The sequence below is a fragment of the Flavobacterium segetis genome, assembly GCF_900129575.1.
Taxonomy (GTDB): domain Bacteria; phylum Bacteroidota; class Bacteroidia; order Flavobacteriales; family Flavobacteriaceae; genus Flavobacterium; species Flavobacterium segetis.
This window is the reverse complement of record NZ_FQWE01000005.1, coordinates 149,593-169,043: the sequence shown is the minus strand read 5'-3', so window position 1 is coordinate 169,043 and position 19,451 is coordinate 149,593. Positions and strand designations below refer to the sequence as shown.

Sequence of the window (19,451 nt, the reverse complement as noted above, 5' to 3'; positions counted from 1 at the left end):
ACAATGAAGTAAATCTATCACGAGAATGCATTTTAAAAATCCCGAAATTCTATACTTTCTATTTGCTTTAATTGTTCCCGTTTTAGTTCACTTATTTCAATTACGCCGTTTTAAAAAGGAGTATTTTACTAATGTGCAATTTTTAAAAGCGCTAACCATTCAAACGAGAAAAAGTTCTAAGGTTAAGAAATGGTTACTACTAACTAGTCGATTATTTTTGCTAACCTGTATTATTTTTGCTTTTGCGCAACCTTTTTTTGAATCTGAAGAAAGTAAAAATGCAAATAATGAATTGTATATCATACTAGATAATTCTTTTAGCATGCAGGCCAAAGGGAAAAAAGGAGAGTTACTAAAACGTGCCGTTCAAGATTTGCTTGAAGAAACACCAGAAAACCTAAACTTTTCATTGCTTACTAATACAGAAAGCTATTGGAACACCGACATAAAATCCATTCGTGGCGAACTTCAAAATATACAATATAGTGCAACAGCTTTTAAACTGGATAATATAATAGCGAAACTAGAAGCACACAAAACACCATTTAAAAAGGATATTGTAGTAATAACAGACGGTATTGGAATAAACAGCAAACAATTGCAAGATAATGATAAATTAGACGCTCCCATTTTTATAGTACCCAAAGCAGTTAAAAACAATAACATATCAATTGATAGTGTTTTTATTCAAAAAACTTTAGACCAGTTCTATGAAATAAGTGTTCAATTATCAAATTATGGCGAAGACTTTGATCCTAAACCTATCTCTTTATATAACAATAACGCACTTATTGCAAAAACGACTATTACCCTTGACACTCGAAAAAAGAGTATAAATTTCACAATTCCTAAACAAGCGTTTCACGGTTACGTTACTATCGATGACAACGGTTTGAATTACGATAATGTACTTTATTTCAGCATTTCTAAGGCTCAAAAAACAAATGTAATTGCTATTGGTGATCTTGCAAAGAACACTTTTCTTTCCCGAATTTATACCTCTGAAGAATTTAATTTTAATTCGTACACGTTAAGTACATTAGATTATAATAAATTAGAAGAACAAGATGCTATAGTATTAAACGAACTCGATGAAATTCCGCAAGCATTAATCACAACCTTGAAATCTTTCGTGGAAAAAGGAGGTAATTTAATTGTTATTCCTTCGGCGATTTGTTCCGTTTCAAATTTAAATACATTAATTGCAAATTTTGGAAAAATAAAATTTAATTCGCTTGAAAACATAGAAAAACTCATCACTAAAATCAATTTTAGTCATCCCGTTTATAACAGTGTTTTTGAGAAAAAAGTAATTAACTTTCAATATCCAAAGACTAAAAAATCCTTTTCTTTGTCAAGCTCTTACCCTGCTGTTTTATCTTATGAAGATCAATCTAACTTTTTAACTTCTACTAATAATCCACTTGGTAAAGTCGCGATTTTTGCAGCACCTATAAATATAGAAAATTCTAATTTCCAACAATCTCCGCTTATTGTTCCCACTTTTTATAAAATAGCAACTTATAATCAAAATAATGGCGTCAACGCCTTATTCATAGGAAACAATGATCCATACTTTACCGAAGCATCACTGAGTAAAGATGCTATTTTGACTATCAAAAACAAAGAGGAGCAATTTATCCCGGTACAGCAAATTTTAAATAATAAGGTAAAAATGACTTTTGGTGATTATCCACAACAAGCAGGTAATTTTACTATTTTCAATAAAAAAGAACTAATAGAAAACATCAGTTTCAATTACGCCCGAACGGAAAGTAATTTGGCTTCAGCCAATGGAAATATACGCTCCAATTATAAAACATTCGTATCGATAAAATCTCTTTTTGACACGTTACAAACTGATCGAACTGATAATCAAATCTGGAAATGGTTTGTTATCTTTGCACTGTTATTTGTATTAACTGAAATGGCAATTATAAGATTCATAAAGTAAAAATAAAACTTCATAATAATTAACAAATAAGCATGGAATTAGTCATTAGAGAGGCCAAAATTATCGACTCAACAAGCCCTTTTCACAATAAAACGATTGATCTTTTAATAGTTGATGGTTTTATAAAAAAAATAGATAAATCGCTTGCTAACACTGAAAATTATGATGAACTCAAATTAGAAAATTTACATGTTTCCCAGGGCTGGTTTGATAGTAGCGTCTCTCTAGGTGAACCAGGCTTTGAAGACCGTGAAACAATAGCTAATGGACTAACTGTAGCGGCTAAAAGCGGATTTACTGCTATCGCTTTACAACCCAACTCCTATCCTATTATTGACAATCAATCTCAAGTGAATTTTGTCCTGAATAAAGCAGTGGGATTTGCAACAGAATTATTTCCTATTGGTGCGTTAACGAAAGAAAGTGCAGGAAATGACATGGCTGAAATGTATGATATGAAAAAAGCAGGTGCAGTTGCTTTTGGCGATTATAATAAAAGTTTAAGCAATTCTAATCTACTAAAAATTGCGCTACAATACGTTCAGGATTTTGATGGACTACTAATCACATTTTCACAAGACGAAAGTATCAAAGGAAATGGAGTGGCCAATGAAGGGATTGTTTCCACACGATTGGGTTTAAAAGGTATTCCAAATCTAGCAGAAGAATTACAAATTACAAGAAACTTATTTTTATTAGAATACACCGGAGGAAAGTTACATATACCAACCATTTCTACTGAAAAGTCAGTTCAAATAATTAGAGAAGCTAAAGCCAAAGGCTTAAATGTGTCATGCAGCGTTGCTGTTCACCATTTAGTATTGACTGATGATAAACTAGAGGAATTTGACACCAGATATAAAGTTTCTCCACCACTACGAACTGAAGTCGATAGGGTTGCTTTAATAGAAGGATTAAAAGATGGCACTATTGACATGATCACATCAGATCATAATCCGATTGATATCGAACATAAAAAAATGGAATTCGATGGTGCAAGAACTGGAACAATTGGTTTAGAAACTGCGTTTGGAGCTTTGATGACCGTTTTACCATTAGACAGACTCATCGAAAAGATTACGACTGGAAAATTAAGATTTGGCATCGAAATGCACAGTATTAATGAAGGTTCAAAAGCAAACTTAACATTTTTTAATCCAGAACCAAAAAGCACTTTTACAAAAAAATCTATTCTGTCAAAATCCAAAAATTCGATTTTTTTAGGAACGGAAATGCAAGGAAAAGTTTACGGAATTATAAATCAAAACCAATTAATTTTATCATAAATAATGGATAACAGTATAGAAAAAGGAAAAACGGCAGCTATAACCAGTTATATTTTAGGAATAGGGGTTTTTATAGCAATGTCTATGAATTCTGAAGATAAAAATAAATTTGCTTCCTTTCATATCAGGCAAGGGCTTGGAATAACGCTCACTTTTATTTCACTTGGACTTATTATTAGTAATTTTGATAGTCTAATGATATCTGCTCCTATGTGGGTTTTTATTTTAGTGTTATGGTCATACGGAATTACGAGCGCTATTAAAGGAGAAATCAAACCAGTTCCTCTACTTGGTACTTTTTATCAAAAATGGCTTGCTAGCATATCCTAACTTTCAATTTAAAATTTACACAATCGTATCTAGCATTTCATAAACACAAAACGATTTCAAATCAATACACAAAATGAATTTATCATTAGCATACAAAATAAGAGAACCTAAAGTAGTTTTAAATAAAAATCCTTTATTACTTCTACTACATGGTTACGGAAGCAATGAAGCTGATTTATTCTCCTTTGCCGAAGAGCTTCCTGAGACATATTATATCATTTCAGCGCGTGCGCCTTATGACATGCAGTACGGAAGTTATGCTTGGTACGCAATTAATTTTGACGCAGATCAAAATAAGTTTTCTGATAATGAACAAGCAAAAACATCACGCGATTTGATTGCAAAATTTATCAATGAATTAGTTCAAAAATATCCTATCAATGCTAACGACGTTTCACTAATAGGTTTTAGTCAAGGTTCGATTTTAAGTTATGCAGTAGCGCTCTCTTATCCAGAAAAAGTTCAAAGAGTGGTTGCAATGAGTGGTTATTTGAATTTAGATATAGTTGCAGATGATTATCTTAAAAATACTCTTTCTAATTTAAAAATATTTGCTTCGCACGGAACAGTAGATCAAGTTATACCTATAGCATGGGCAAGAAAAACTCCCGCAATATTAGAAAATTTAGGAATTGCTGTAACCTATAAAGAATACCCAATAGGTCATGGTGTTGCACCGCAAAATTTTTACGATTTAAAAAATTGGTTGTTGGAACAAAAATAAATTAAATCGCAGTTTTCTTATATAATCAGAAGCAAACTGCGATTTAAATAGTATTGAAAAACTATTTTTGTTTTTGATACAATAAAGACTGCATAACTTCGTAAGAAATACTTTCATCCTCATTTACAAAATATTTTAGTAATACTTCACCCCAGTATTCACCATCACTAAAATCAGCAATTATCCATCTATGGTTTAGTACTTTTACTTTATTAATAATGAATTTATTAGCACCTATTTGATCCTGTCCGGTGTAAGGATTACCTTTTGGATTAGCGTTTAAGTCTAATAATTTTTCAGTTACAACAGGAATTAATTTTTCATATTGGATAATTTTGCCACCATTAGTCGAATCAAAATAGTTTTGTGCATTTTCATTATTTTGTAAGGAGAAATAATCGGCATCCGTTAATTTGTTTTTAACTAGTTTTATGCTGTCGCGCAACTTAGTAGTTGTTTTTTTATACCTTTCTTGCTCATATTGAACCTGTTTACTCAAAAACATATAAGTAAAAACGGTAAAAAGAAGAGCGAGAACGCATAAAAGAAGTAAGAATGATTTTTTCATTTTGAAATAATTATAGGTCAATTTCTAAGTTATCGTAAGCCAAAAAAACATTGTCAGGAAGCGTTTTTTGTACTTCTTCATGAAAACCCATATTATGACTTATATGAGTGAGATACGCTTTTTCTGGCTGTAGCAAAGTTATAAAATCTAAGGCTTCTTTCAAATTGAAATGCGTATTATGAGGCTCTTCTCGTAAAGCATTTATTACCAGAACTTTTAAATTTTTTAATTTTAAAATTTCGTCTTTTTCGATGGTTTTTACATCAGTTAAATACGCAAAATCATCAACTCGATAACCAAAAACTTGTAGATTTCCATGCATTACATTTATTGGAATTACTAACTTATTTCCAATCGTAAAAGGTAGATTATTTATAACTTGATTAGTTTGAATCGATGGTGCACCAGGATATTTATTCACAGTTTCAAATACGTAATCAAAACGCTGTTTGAGATTTTTGATTACTCGCTCGTGAGCATAAATTGGAATTTCACCTTGCTTAAAATTAAAAGGTCTAATGTCATCTATACCGGCCGTATGATCTGCATGTTCATGAGTGAATAAAATTCCATCTACTTTTTGGCAATCAGACGAAAGCATTTGCTGTCTAAAATCAGGTCCACAATCGATAACATAAGAATAATTATCCCATGAAATCCAAATGGACACTCGTAGCCTTTTATCTTTAAGATCAATGCTTTTGCAAACAGGATGATTGCTACCTATAACAGGAATCCCTTGTGAGGTACCAGTTCCTAAAAAATATGCCTTCAAATTTTTTGTTTTTATTTACAAAAATAGGATTAATTATCTTCCTTTAGAAAGCTATTTCATTAACTTTGCAACATATTAGCCATATTAAAAGAAAATGGATACAGAAATAAAATTAAAAGGGGATCGAATCATCGAACAAATCCCTTCCGTAAAAGACAAAGCACTTCGTATAAACTTGAATGAAAACATATACGGTACTTTTGCTGAAATCGGAGCTGGACAAGAAACTGTAAGACATTTTTTTAGAGCTGGTGGATCTTCTGGCACGATTGCAAAAGCGATGTCTGCTTATGATAAAGATTTTAGTGATGCTGTTTATGGTATTGAAGAAGATGGGCGATATGTTACAGAAAGCCGACTCAAAAAAATGCTTTCCCATGAAGTAAATTTGATGGAACAGCGCTTGAGCAGAGAAAAACACCCTAATAAAATGTTTTTTAGTTATGCTAATACTGTTGCGACAATCGATTTTGCAAAGCAATTTAAAGGACACGGTTGGGTTGGAATTAGTTACCAAATTGAACCTGAAGAAGAATATAATGAAATAATTATCCATATTCGATTTAAAGAAACTGATGTGCGTTTGCAACAAGAAACTCTTGGAACTCTTGGTGTAAATTTAATTTATGGAGCATTTTACAAGTATAATGATCCAAAAAGATTACTGCGTTATTTATACGATCATTTAGATAAAGATCAATTAGAGATTGACACTATCAATTTTTCAGGACCCCGTTTTGCTGATGTTGATAATCGCTTGATGAGTTTACAACTAGTAAAAAACGGAATGACTGATGCTGTAATGTTTAATCCTGATGGAGTAAATATTCTTCCTGCTGCAATTTTATACAAAAAAAACATATTAGCTTTTAGAGGAAGTTTTCGTCCTGTTACAAAGGTAAATATGGACATGTATGAGAAATCACTAAAAATGTTCTTAGATGAAAATAAAGTAGAGAAAGAAAACACTTTGGTAGTTTTTGAGATCACACTATCTAACCTTCGATCTGACGGCGAAATTGACGAACGTGATTTTATGGATCGTGCTGAATTACTTTGTTCTCTTGGACAAACGGTTATGATTTCAAATTTTCAGGAATATTATAAAGTTGTTGAATATTTCTCTAATTATACCAAAGCCAGAATGGGACTTGCTATGGGCGTAAATAACTTAGTAGATATTTTCGACGAGAAATATTACCGCCATTTGAGTGGTGGCATATTAGAGGCTTTTGGTAAATTGTTTTACCGCGACATGAAGGTTTTCTTATATCCGATGATTGGTGAAGATGGCGAAATAATTACTTCAGATACTTTAAAGGTACATCCAAGAATGAAAGAGTTATATAAATTTTTTAAATTCAATGGAAAAGTAGTAGATATCGACGATTACGATCATTCAATCTTGGAAGTTTTCTCTCGCGAAGTTTTAAATATGATCAATAATGGAAAACCAGGTTGGGAATTTATGCTTCCGTCAGGAATTTCAGAAATCATCAAGGAACACCAACTTTTTGGATATGATCCTAATAAAGTTTTAAAAGAAATAAATTAAAATCCAAGCGTAAACAACAAAAATTTTAATCTTATAAAGTCCAAGAAGTACTTTATATTTTCTCAGCTTTTTTTTATGTTATTAAAGCCCAAACCCGCCATACGCTATAGCCTTCAATCAAAAGCTATATTTTATTAGGTCAAAGCAAGAGCTTCCTCCGGTCGCTTTGCTTCTCCCATAAAATAGAGCTTTTTCAATCAGGGCTACCACTGCTGTCAGGGGCAAAAAAAACAGAATTTCAAATTAATCGCAATTTTCAGTCGGGAGCGCTTATAATTAGTGTGCATTAATAAATTTTTACTTCCATTGATTGCCGTCTAATTTTTCATTCTGAAGAAGGATAAATCTTAAAAAGGTATTCTCTAAACTGCAATTCTTACCATTAAAGTATGATAATATTGACTACACATTACATTAGTTCGGTCTATTTTTAAAAGGTAAATAGTGTTAATATAAAATTATAAAGCATATTCTAAAGTTTGTCATGTAAAATTAATCATTTACCCCATAAATTACTCTGTTTTCGACTATCAAAAATGTGATTCTGGAGAATTAAATGTTTTCATTTACAGAGATTTTATATTCCAGAAAATAAGTAACTTTCTAAATATGCAATTTACTACTTTAACTGTATTGGAAATTCTATTAATTCGTTGCATACAATGATAATGTAGTAAATATCCTGACCAATAGTAAAAAAACATTTGAAATTTTTATGGTCAGGAAATAGATAAGTCACAAACGAAAATCCATTTTGCAGACTTAATCCAAATAAAAATATAATTCAATTAAGATCTTAAGAAAATTTAGGATTTAATGTGATTTATTTTTAAAGCGATCAGGAATATATAATTTATATTTGAATAACTAATTTGAGCGTAAAAAATGAAACAAAACCCATTAAAAATTTTAATATCAATGTTAACTGCTGGGTTAACCTACACCGTTATCATGGCTGGCTTAGATTATTATGATGGTAAAGAATTTCAATTGTCTAAATTTATTTTTAATGCAATCTTTTTTGGATTGATTTGGTATTTTATTTTTAAAAAATTATTTAAAAATAAAGTAGAATCAACCGATTCTCGTAAAAATATAGACAATTAATAATGGTAATTTGAAACTCAAAAACCTCGATAGTATTTTTATCGAGGTTTTTTATGCTTGATTTTAAATTTATACTATTACCAATTAGTAAGAAACCATCAATAAATAACTATTATATATTTATTTACAGCACGCCATTCCAAAGAAACATGATTGCAGATATTATCCGAGTGTGCAAGGTAATCCATTCAATTGATCAAACATATGAATCTCGTCTTTGGCATTAAATGCTAATAAAAAATGTTAAAATATTAATAGCATTACTTTAAAATTTGCGACGCGTGTTCTTTAGTTTTTACTTTTTCGATTACATCTTCTATAATTCCGTTTTCGTCAATCACAAAAGTAGTTCTATGGATGCCATCGTATTCTTTTCCCATGAACTTTTTTGGTCCCCAAACCCCAAAAGCTTGAATGACTGATTTATCTTCATCCGCTAAAAGTGGAAAAGGAAATTCATACTTGTCTTTAAATTTTAACTGCGCTTTAGCAGAATCAGCACTGACACCCAGCAATTCATAATTATTAGCTTGAAAACGCTCAAAATTATCTCTTAGATCACAGGCTTCGGCGGTGCATCCTGGTGTGCTTGCTTTTGGGTAAAAGAAAACTACTAATTTTTTACCAGCATAATCAGCTAGTTGATGTGATTTTCCATCTTGATCAAGCGCTGAAAAATCAGGAGCCTTGTCTCCTTTTTTTAATGTTATCATATTATTTAACTATTTAATTGATTGGATAAAGTTGAACTTAAACTGCTGTTTCTGCCCCAGATGGAAATGAAAAGCCCGGACTGAAAAAAGCTATTTTTTCTTGTTTATAAAGAGCGACCGGCAGGAAGCTCCTTTATAAAGATAGAAAAAAAGTTTTTTGAAGCAGGTCTTGCAAGGAACAGCTGGATTAGGCACATAATTAAAATTAAACTATTTTTACGGTGCTAAAAATACAAAAATGAACAAACAGGAAAGGGTAAGTTTTGTTATAAATACGTTAAAAGAACTATATCCAACAATTCCAGTGCCGCTTGAACATAAAGATCCTTACACATTGTTGATTGCGGTTTTACTATCAGCACAATGCACTGATGTGCGTGTGAATCAAATTACACCCTTGCTTTTTGCCAAGGCTGATAACCCTTACGATATGATAAAAATGTCAGTGGAAGAAATTAAGGAAATTATTCGACCATGTGGTTTGTCGCCAATGAAATCGAAGGGAATTCATGGCTTATCACATATTTTAATCGATAAGCATGGTGGCGAAGTACCTCAAAGTTTTGAATTTCTAGAGGAATTACCTGCTGTGGGGCATAAAACCGCAAGTGTGGTGATGTCACAAGCGTTTGGAGTTCCCGCTTTTCCGGTTGATACACATATACATAGACTGATGTATCGCTGGAATTTTACAAATGGAAAAAATGTTGTTCAGACGGAGAAAGATGCAAAACGAATTTTTCCAGAAGAAATTTGGAATGATTTGCACTTGCAAATTATTTGGTATGGAAGAGAATATTCGCCAGCTCGCGGCTGGAATTTAGAAAAAGATATTATTACAAAAACCATTGGGAGAAAAACGGTTCTTAAAGCTTACGCAAAAAAATAAAACGCCACCATTTTTGCACTAAAATAGTGGCGTTTTTAGTTTATCAACACTTAAAAAGTGAACTTTCTTTTTAAATTGTTTTAATTCACAATAATCTCGAAATTAGTGTTTTTAATTTTTATTATACTGAGCGCTTTTGAATAGCTTAATAAAAATGAAATTGTCTCATTACTTGGTTTCATCGATGCAGAAATCAGTAATTTTTTTGAGTAAATTTTTGCCATAAAATAATAGAATTTGTTTTCTATTACAACGCAACAAAAGGTAGTATATTGTTAATTGGTTAAAACAATTTGATGTTTATCAATCACTTTTCTCAAATTCATTAATGCATATCGCATTCGTCCTAGCGCAGTATTGATACTTACTCCGGTACATTCAGATATTTCTTTGAAACTCATATCTTGGTACATTCGCATTACTAAAACTTCTTTTTGATCAGCCGGTAATTCTTCAATCAATTTTTTTAAATCCATTTGTACTTGGTCGGCAATGATTTTATTTTCGATAGTTAAGGAATCGTCAGACATGATAGAAAAAATAGAAAATTCCTCTGTCTCTCTAAACATTGGCATTTTCTTATTTTTTCGGTAATGATCCACCACTAAATTATGTGAGATGCGCATAACCCATGGTAAAAATTTACCTTCTTCATTATAGGAGTTTGATTTTAAAGTTTTTATGACTTTGATGAAAGTATCTTGGAAAACATCATTAGTGACCTCTCTATCTGGTATTTTAGAATAAATAAATCCATAAATTTTTGATTGATGCCTTTTTATCAAAATCGCTAACGCATCTTCATCACCGGCGATGTATTGCGTCACTAATGTAGCGTCTGGGAGTTGTATATTAACCATATTAATACTTTTTAGTTTTTAATTAAAATTATAAGATTGCTCTAAAAAGTAGTTTTATAATATAGGCTTTAATGAATTAGATTTAACAATTGCTCAAATTTAATACAATAATGTTTGAACATACAAGTAAAAATAATAAAATTTAACATAACTTAACTAAATTTTATTAAATATTTTTGTCTTTTATTTATATTTTCTGATTAATTTTTTATTGATTACCATATGCTTTTAATAATATTTACAAAGAAAAAAGGGAAATTGAATAAAGCTTTAATCTGGATTATTTTGATTTGAAATTTTTGAAATTTTTGAAACTTTTGACTATCTTTTACGCAGATATTATATCGAATTTCGTTAAACTATGAAATAATCTTTCGAGACACTCAATATTTTAAAAAAAATGATCTCAGAAAATAACGTATTTGTCCGAACAAATTTAACCTATGCTTTAATTGTATATTATTTTCTAATTAGTAGAATATCATAATTCGCTTGCAGATATATTTTATCATCTAATCATAGATTATAAATAGTTTTAGTTTCAAAGAAAACTTATGTAAATTGTCTTGAAATCGAAGAATTCTATCTAGCACAAAGCAATCATATTAAATTTAGCTGCAATTGTGACATTCATTTTTATCGTTTTCAATCATCAGTCCAATGATTGTTATACTATAGTAATATCAAATAGTAAAGCTTCATTATTTTATGAATAATTAGGCTTTACTACTTTTATCAGATTTTAATTTACTGGTAAACTCTAATATAATCCAAAATAAAATCCTGTGGAAAGATTGCATCATCAACTTCTGGACCTCCAAAATTTCCTCCTATAGCCATGTTGACAATCAAATAAAAGGGCTGATTGAAGGGCCAAATCGCCTCTGTTTTATTTTCAGGTTGGAAAGTATACACTAAATTATCGTCTACATAGAAATCCATTTTGTCTTTTGTCCATTCCACGGCATAAATGTGAAATCCTTCTTCAATAGTATCAATTCGTGTTTTCTTAGTATTTATCGTATTACCGTGACTGTCTTGTGTGTGCAGTGAGGTGAAAACCATATTAGGTTCCTTACCCACATATTCTAAAATATCAATTTCGCCACATTTAGGCCAGCCCACTTCAGAAATATTAGAGCCTAACATCCAGAAAGCAGGCCAGATTCCTTGACCAACGGGCAGCTTAGCTCGCGCTTCGAAACGGCCGTACTGAAATTCTTTTTTGCCTTTAGTAGTCAATCGAGTTGAAGTGTATATATCGCCTTCTTTTTTAGCTGTAATGACTAGTTGGCTTTTCTCTAAGTTATGATTTTTGCTGGTATATAATTGTCTTTCGTTGTTTCCCCAACCGCAATTAGGACAACCATCACCCAGCTCATAGTTCCAATTTTTTTCATTTAAGATCTTATCATCAAAATTTTCTTCCCAGACTAGATTTCTTCCAGTGTTCTGTGCAAAAGAAAAGCTTGAGATAAGCAGTACTATTATATATTTTTTCATTTTAATTTAGTTAGAATATTTAAAATTGTCTTCTAATTTTGTAACCGAACTTCCACCTATAAAAACTTTAAAATCGCCTGACTCAGCTTCCCACTTTCGATTTGCAGTAAAATATTCAATTGTCTTTTCATTGATTTCAAAAGTTACCACTTTTGTTTCATTAGGCATTAATTCAATCATTTCAAAGCCTTTAAGCTCTTTTACGGGACGAGTTACACTTCCTATTAAATCTCTAATATATAATTGAACGACCTCTTTACCAGCTATTTTACTCGTATTTTTTAAAGTTATAGAAATTTCGATTTTGCCATTTTTAGTAAATGAATTTGATGATAATTTCAAGTTAGAATATTCAAATTTAGAATAACTGAGTCCATGACCAAACGCATACAATGGTGTGTTTTTCTCATCGATATAATGTGACCAAAACACACTTTCTGGCTCGTTCATCGTAGGTCTACCTGTATTTTTGAAATTATAATAAATAGGAATCTGACCCACATTTCTAGGAAATGTCATTGGTAACTTCCCACTTGGATTATAATCTCCGTACAACACCTCAGCAATTGCGTTTCCGCTTTGCGTTCCTAGTTGCCATGCCTCTACAATTGCCGGTATATTTTCATCTGCCCAAGGAATTGCTAGTGGACGACCATTGTTTAAAACTAATACTATATTTGGATTCACCTTATAAACAGCTTCTAATAATTCTTGCTGAACACCAGGAAGACCAATTTCAGTTCTACTCCTACCTTCTCCTGATTGTAATCCATGTTCGCCTAAAACCATTATTACCACTTCAGCTTGTTTTGCAATAGCAATTGCAGCAGCGAATTCACTTTTATCGGTTGTATTAATTTTAGTTTCCCAGATAAATTGCGTGCGACCTATAGTTACATTAGCTCCTTTAGCATAAGTTAATTGATTGCCTTTATACTTTTGTAAACCTTCTAAAACTGAAACGGCGCTTTCATCATCAGCGGCAATCCTCCAGCTTCCTAAAGGACTTGTTTTATCACTAGCTAATGCTCCTATTACAGCAATTTTTTGACCTGATTTTTTTAATGGCAATAGCTCTTTTTCGTTTTTTAGAAGTACGATTGACTTTCTTGCCATATCCAATACACCTTCTTGGAATTCTGGTTTTCCTATTGTTACCAATTCTCCATTTTCATCACAATATTTATAAGGATCGTCAAATAATCCCAATTCAAACTTCACTTTTAAAACTCGTCTTGCAGCATCGTCGATAAGACGTTCTTTGACTTTACCTTCTTTAACTAATGCTACTAAATAAGTTACATAAGCGCTAGATTCCATATCCATGTCAGAACCGGCATTGATTGCCATTTCGGCAGCTTGTTTGCTGTCTTTAGCAAAACCGTGTGCAATCATTTCATTGATCGAACCCCAATCAGAAACCATCAGTCCATCAAATTTCCAGTCGCCTTTGAGCACTTCTCTTTGCAGATAGGAACTTCCAGTTGCAGGAATTCCATTTAGTTCGTTGAATGAATTCATAAAGGTTCGCACTCCCGCGTCAACAGCAGCTTTGAATGGAGGAAAAATAGTGTTTTGTAATACGCTTTCACTTACATCAACTGTATTATAATCTCTGCCCGATTCTGCAAAGCCATAACCAGCAAAATGTTTGGCGCAAGCCAAAATAGTATTGGTGGCTGATAAATCCTCTCCTTGAAAGCCTTGCACTCTAGCTACGGCAATTTTGCTTCCTAAATACGGATCCTCTCCCGCGCCTTCCATTACTCGACCCCATCTTGCATCTCTAGAGATATCGACCATAGGAGCAAAAGTCCAATTTAAACCCACAGCAGCGGCCTCCTCGGCAGCAATTGCAGCTGATTTTTTTATAGCTTCTAGATCCCAACTTGCCGCTTCTGCAAGCGGAATTGGACTGATAGTTTTATAACCATGAATGACATCAAATCCAAAAATTAGTGGAATACCCAATCTAGTTTGTTCTACAGCGATTTTTTGTAATGCTTTTACATCTTTCACTCCTTTTACATTGAGCATTGAGCCTACTAAACCTCTCTTCAAGTCATCGTACTTTTTTGCGGCCTGACCTTCCTTAGGTGTTGGACCCGTAATTTCCCAAAATCCATTATATTGATTGAGTTGGCCTACTTTTTCCTCTAGTGTCATTAGGTTAAGTACTGAATCTACTTTCATTTCTAAACTGCCTTGCTTAACACTAACAATAGAAGTTTTTGAGATTTTAGAACTACAACTTGCAATTAATCCAGTAATAATAAATGTTGCTATTATTGATTTACTTTTCATGATCCTCACTTTTTATAAATTAAAAGGTCGGTACAAGAACCGACCTTCTATTATTTTACAATTATTTAATTTTTATTGATAAATCCTAACATAATCTATTTCCATAGATGATTGAGAAAATGCAGGATCAATTGCACCTCCAAAAGAGCCGCCCATTGCTACATTCAAAATCAAAAAGAAATCGCTGTTAAAGGGAACTGAAGAACTATTTACAAAAGAATGAAATAGTTTATCGTCTACATAAAACTGAATAGCAGTAGGACTCCAAATTGTTTTATAAATATGAAATTCACTTGCTGCGTTTGCAATTGTTGTTTTTGCAGTGTTAGCATTTCCACCAGAATTACCGGGATAATGCAGCGTACCATGAATTACATTTTGGTCATTACCTCTATGTTCCATAAAATCAATTTCACCACATTTAGGCCATGAGTTCGTTGCATAATCTTGACCCAGAGACCAAATCGCAGGCCAAGTTCCACCACCTATAGGCAATTTAGCTCTAACTTCAATTTTGCCATAAGTAAATTCATATTTATTCTCTGTTTTTAATCTTGCAGAAGTATAACCCGTTCCCGATTTTTTAGCAGTAATTTTTAGATTTCCACCTTGAACAATGACATTATCAGCAGCGCTTGTATAGGTTTGCGCTTCAGCATTACCCCATCCACCGGCACCTAGATCATAACCCCATTTTGTTGGATCTGGCGCACCATCGGTATTGAATTCATCGGAAAATTTTAAGTCGGTATAATTTGTGACTACTGGAGGCGTAATTACAGCTCCTGCGGGAGTTGTTGTAAAAGTATGATACCAAGCTAAAAATGGATTTCCTGATTGGATTACTCTAACGACCATGCGATTGTCAGTAATAGATAGGATTTCATAAGAACTTGTCCCGACAAAATAACCCATAAAACCACCGTCTGCAATGTTTAATACCGTTCCTCTTGTTTGAGTAGAACTTCCAGGATTCTTAGTTATAAAAGAATCTGATTTACTTAATGTAACTATTTTTGCCCCAGTAATGGTCAATGGGTAGCACGCGTCATCACCTCCACCTTTAACAGCACCATTGTAATACGTTTGCCCTTTATTGTCTAATGTGAATTTCATTTGCTGTCCTTCTTTGGAAAATGTAATTACACTATTGTACAAGCAAGTTGCAGACTTTTCATCAGCTGCTGCAGAATAAAAATCAGGATAATAATTTTTAACTCCAAAAGTTGGATCAGACCAAGCCACATTCGGACCTACACCTAAATGTCCCGGCTCTTTTTGTGCCCAATACCATTTTCTGCTAGATCCGCCAGTTAAAAATTGAACAGCTGCTTCGTCTTTAAAATCACTAAAAACCGTGACTTCCAAAGTAACATTTGTGGCAACACCACCAGCTCCTGAAGCAATAACAGTAACTGTATAAGTGTTGACACCAGGAGTTGCAAAGCTATTTTCTATTATTCCACTCGGAGCATTTTTTGAAGTTCCATCACTGAAAATGTACTTATAAGAAATTGCATTTTTTGCAGTACTCGTAAATTTTATTTTACCGGAACCGTCGCCATTGGGAAGAGCTGCAGTTTTCCCTACTATTTCTGTTGTTACTTTTAAATCAGTTGGTGTATTTAGCACTCCAAAAGCAAGATTATCATCCTGACAATTGACCATCAAAAGAAGGGCAAATACAGATAAAATACTTATTGTTAATTTTTTCATTTTATATATTTTTTGTGTTAATGATAACAAGACAAAATATTTTACTGATTGTAAAACTGTTTGTTTAATCATGAAAATAAACATTATCGATGTAAACCGTGTTATTTCCAGCTGGTGCACCTACATAAATTAACTGCGCAATATGAGCACGTGTAGTAAGTCCAGAAAATGAACTCAATGGAATATCTAAACTAATCCATTCCCCTTTTGCAGGAGCTGTAATAGTGATTTCATGTTCCTTATCATCACCCCCTCCAAAGACACCGTTCAAACCAAAATCAACTAATTTAATTTTAAAAGTGGTGAAGTCAGATGACCAAACATCAGTATGAAAATGAGTCATTGCAGTGGCATCGATTGGAGTAGTTGTAGTTTCAATACCAACAAAATCCAATTCGCTATATTTTTTAGTCGCATTACCGCTGATTGCTAAATCTGTTAATGTAGCACTTGACCAAGAAGTTCTCCAAGTATCAACTGAAACATTTGTGTAACTATCACTAAACATCGAAATCACTTTAGAAGCTGGCAAACTTGGAGCTGGTGCAGCTGTTACAGAACCTACTTTATTATAAAAGAATACATTATCTACATAAACTGTAGTACTACCTGAGGGTGCTCCAACAAAAATAATTTGCGCAATGTGAGAACGTGTAGTTAATCCTGTAAAATCACTCAATGGCATATCTAAACTTACCCATTTTTCTTTTTCAGGATTGGAAATCTTAATTTCATGTTCTTTGTCATCACCACCACCAAAAACACCATTTGCGCCAAAATCGACAAGTTTAATTTTAAACTCTGTAAAAGTAGAAGACCAAATATCAATGTGAAAAAAGGTCATTGCTGTTGCATTAATTGGAGTTGTTGTGGCTTCAACTCCTACGAAATTTAAAGAACTATACTTCTTAGCTTTGTTGCCACTAATATCAATATCTTCTAGATTAGCTTGTGACCAAGAAGTTCTCCAAGTATCTACTGCAACATTAGTATAAGAATCACTAAAAAGCGAAATCACATTTGCAGCTGGAATAGTAGGAATTGGCGCAGCTAATAAATTAGTTACCGTAACACTTTGAATTTTTTGAGTTGTTGCAGCACCACCGCTTAATGCAACCACTTTTACTTGATAAGTACCTGCTGCAGCGTAAGTATGTTTGATCACCTCACCCTCCATAAAATTTGTTGGAACTTCACTAGCCTTATCCCCAAAATACACTTGAAAGAAAGTTTCTAATTCCGCTTTTGCAGTTACATTAATGGATAAATTAGTTCCAATAGTGATTGTTGGCTCAAAGTTTTTAGGCGCTAAAAAAGAAACGGTCACGTCTTGAATTACCTCTGTTTTTTTTCCATTGATTGTGGTACCAACAATTTTAGCTGAGAATTTACCCTCTTTATATTTGTGTGTTGTTATAGCACCCACATTTACGTATGCTGGCTCAACAGTTCCATCACCAAAATAAATTTCGTAGCCAGTAACTCCTTCGCCACGAGGCAAAAAAGTTACATTACCAGAATTATCTTGAGTAATCGTGGTTAAAGCAGATATATTTGCAGGAGCGTTAACTCCTTCTAAATCCACATCATTGTTATCATTTGAACAACCCAGAACTAGAGTTATGGTCAAGATACTTAATATTAATTTTATATTTTTCATATTTTGCTTCTATTAGATTTAATATCCTGGATTTTGTTGCCAATTCCCATTTGCAAATTGAATTTCTTCGATTGGAATGGGAAATAATTCATTTTTACCCGCTTTGAATCCAGAAATTTCAGCCGCTGCTTTCCCAGTTCTAACTAAATCGAAGAAACGATGTCCTTCACCAGCTAATTCCACTCTTCTTTCTGCTAAGATAAAGTCAGTTAATGCTGGTCCAGAAGATGAAATATCATGGTTTAAATCACCAAAAGCGCGTCTTCTAACTTGATTTAAATAGTTTTTTGCTTTTGCATCATCAATTCCACCGCGATTGTATGCTTCAGCAGCCATCAATAAAACATCAGCATATCTAATTGCCCTGTAGTTATTTGGATTAGTGAGGTTTAAATCACCTTGTGCATCTGAACTTCTTTTTCTTGGAAGATATTTTCTATTAAAATAACCAGTATGTTGGTATCCTTTTCCGAATGTTGCACCTGTAGCAGTTGCCCATGCTTCGATATCTAATATCGCAACCGCTTTTCTATTATCACCAGCTTCAAAAGCATTTACTATTTTTTGTGTCGGCACATTGAAACTAAATCCAGAAGTAAAAACAGAGCCTGAATAATTTCTTATTCCACTAAAACCGACAGCTACATTCCCTTCGCTACATTGGAGACATCCAAAACCTGCTCCTTCGACATCAGTATATTGTACTTCAAAAACAGATTCTACACCGTTTTCACCTTCATTTTCGAAAATAGTATTGTAATTTGAAACTAATGAATAAGGCGATTTTGAAATCAAACTTTCAAAGGTCGTCGCTGCTTTAGCAAATTTGTTTTGATACAAATATGCTTTTCCAAGTAAGGCTAAAGCTGCTCCTTTAGTAGCCCTCCCCTTTTGAGCTGCAGTTGACGATAAGTTATTTGAAGCAAAAATTAAATCGGCTTCAATAGATGCATAAACATCAGCAACGGGCGAACGTGGTATTTTAGTTTCATCACCTGAGCTAAATCTCGTATCTCCTTTTAATGGAATTGCACCAAACCACTTTACCAATTCGAAATGGTAATAGGCTCTAAGAAAACGTGCTTCGCCAATAACTTGGTTTTTACCTTCAAAATCACTTTTATCTTTAAATTCCAATATATAATTTGCTCTTTGAACACCTGCGAACATCCAGTCCCAAACGTTTTTCAAATTACTATTCACGGGAGTGTGAATCATGTCGTCAATTTGGTGAAAACCTGGAGTATCAGATTGACTTTCTCCACCCGCCAATGTGTTATCAGAAGCAATCTCGCCTAGCAAGACATTCACATAAGTACTTTGTAGCAAATCATAAGCTGCGATTAATGCTGCATCATAATCAGACTTAGAATTAAAATAATTTTCAGAGTCGATTGAATATTTTATTGGGCGGTTTACAAAATCATCACTGCAGGAAATAGCTGCCGTAGAAAATGCAATTATTGCTAAAAGGGCAATGTATTGATATTTTTTCATTTTAATATGG

The 19,451-nt window shown here is 32.9% G+C and carries 16 protein-coding genes; 7 read left to right on the top strand and 9 right to left on the bottom strand.

Annotated elements, in window-relative coordinates:
- Positions 1–25: 25 nt before the first annotated feature.
- From BUA99_RS08785 to BUA99_RS08770, 4 genes are all read left to right on the top strand, one after another.
- Positions 26–1,954 carry a vWA domain-containing protein gene (locus tag BUA99_RS08785; RefSeq protein WP_072991002.1) on the top strand — a complete coding sequence of 643 codons (1,929 nt, stop codon included), beginning with the start codon at positions 26–28 and terminating at the stop codon, positions 1,952–1,954.
- Positions 1,955–1,986: 32 nt separating this feature from the next.
- A complete protein-coding gene (locus BUA99_RS08780; protein ID WP_072990999.1) occupies positions 1,987–3,240 on the top strand; it encodes a dihydroorotase in 1,254 nt (417 codons plus the stop codon).
- Positions 3,241–3,243: 3 nt separating this feature from the next.
- On the top strand, positions 3,244–3,570 hold the full coding sequence (locus BUA99_RS08775) for a hypothetical protein (protein WP_072990996.1): 327 nt from the start codon (positions 3,244–3,246) through the stop codon (positions 3,568–3,570).
- Between the two features lie 73 nt (positions 3,571–3,643).
- On the top strand, positions 3,644–4,294 hold the full coding sequence (locus tag BUA99_RS08770; protein WP_072990993.1) for an alpha/beta hydrolase: 651 nt from the start codon (positions 3,644–3,646) through the stop codon (positions 4,292–4,294).
- 61 nt (positions 4,295–4,355) lie between these two features.
- Here BUA99_RS08770 and BUA99_RS08765 read toward each other — a convergent pair whose 3' ends face one another.
- Both BUA99_RS08765 and BUA99_RS08760 read right to left on the bottom strand, forming a co-directional pair.
- Positions 4,356–4,862: a hypothetical protein gene (locus BUA99_RS08765; protein ID WP_072991464.1), complete on the bottom strand. Its 507-nt coding sequence runs from the start codon at positions 4,860–4,862 to the stop codon at positions 4,356–4,358.
- Between the two features lie 10 nt (positions 4,863–4,872).
- Positions 4,873–5,637, bottom strand: a complete 765-nt coding sequence (locus BUA99_RS08760) for an MBL fold metallo-hydrolase (protein WP_072990990.1) — start codon at positions 5,635–5,637, stop codon at positions 4,873–4,875.
- 94 nt (positions 5,638–5,731) lie between these two features.
- Here BUA99_RS08760 and BUA99_RS08755 point away from each other — a divergent pair, with 94 nt between their 5' ends.
- Both BUA99_RS08755 and BUA99_RS08750 read left to right on the top strand, forming a co-directional pair.
- Positions 5,732–7,192 (top strand): nicotinate-nucleotide adenylyltransferase, encoded by a 1,461-nt coding sequence (locus BUA99_RS08755; protein WP_072990987.1) that lies wholly within the window; start codon positions 5,732–5,734, stop codon positions 7,190–7,192.
- 885 nt (positions 7,193–8,077) lie between these two features.
- On the top strand, positions 8,078–8,299 hold the full coding sequence (locus BUA99_RS08750; RefSeq protein WP_072990984.1) for a hypothetical protein: 222 nt from the start codon (positions 8,078–8,080) through the stop codon (positions 8,297–8,299).
- Between the two features lie 260 nt (positions 8,300–8,559).
- Here the strand turns inward: BUA99_RS08750 and bcp are convergent, their stop codons facing one another.
- Complete coding sequence (gene bcp, locus BUA99_RS08745; RefSeq protein ID WP_072990981.1) at positions 8,560–9,012, bottom strand: thioredoxin-dependent thiol peroxidase; 453 nt, start codon at positions 9,010–9,012, stop codon at positions 8,560–8,562.
- A 238-nt stretch (positions 9,013–9,250) separates the two neighbouring features.
- Between bcp and BUA99_RS08740 the strand changes: the two genes are divergently transcribed.
- Entirely contained in the window at positions 9,251–9,901 is a 651-nt protein-coding gene (locus BUA99_RS08740; RefSeq protein ID WP_072990978.1) for an endonuclease III domain-containing protein, read from the top strand.
- Between the two features lie 275 nt (positions 9,902–10,176).
- On the opposite strand, the gene BUA99_RS08735 is transcribed toward BUA99_RS08740, so the two are convergent.
- From BUA99_RS08735 to BUA99_RS08710, 6 genes are all read right to left on the bottom strand, one after another.
- Complete coding sequence (locus BUA99_RS08735) at positions 10,177–10,761, bottom strand: RNA polymerase sigma factor (RefSeq protein WP_072990976.1); 585 nt, start codon at positions 10,759–10,761, stop codon at positions 10,177–10,179.
- 747 nt (positions 10,762–11,508) lie between these two features.
- Complete coding sequence (locus BUA99_RS08730) at positions 11,509–12,264, bottom strand: glycoside hydrolase family 16 protein (protein WP_072990973.1); 756 nt, start codon at positions 12,262–12,264, stop codon at positions 11,509–11,511.
- Between the two features lie 6 nt (positions 12,265–12,270).
- A complete protein-coding gene (gene bglX, locus BUA99_RS08725; RefSeq protein WP_072990970.1) occupies positions 12,271–14,568 on the bottom strand; it encodes a beta-glucosidase BglX in 2,298 nt (765 codons plus the stop codon).
- A 72-nt stretch (positions 14,569–14,640) separates the two neighbouring features.
- Complete coding sequence (locus tag BUA99_RS08720; RefSeq protein WP_072991461.1) at positions 14,641–16,284, bottom strand: glycoside hydrolase family 16 protein; 1,644 nt, start codon at positions 16,282–16,284, stop codon at positions 14,641–14,643.
- Positions 16,285–16,348: 64 nt separating this feature from the next.
- On the bottom strand, positions 16,349–17,944 hold the full coding sequence (locus tag BUA99_RS08715) for a hypothetical protein (RefSeq protein ID WP_072990968.1): 1,596 nt from the start codon (positions 17,942–17,944) through the stop codon (positions 16,349–16,351).
- An 18-nt stretch (positions 17,945–17,962) separates the two neighbouring features.
- On the bottom strand, positions 17,963–19,441 hold the full coding sequence (locus tag BUA99_RS08710) for a RagB/SusD family nutrient uptake outer membrane protein (RefSeq protein WP_072990947.1): 1,479 nt from the start codon (positions 19,439–19,441) through the stop codon (positions 17,963–17,965).
- Positions 19,442–19,451 lie beyond the last annotated feature (10 nt).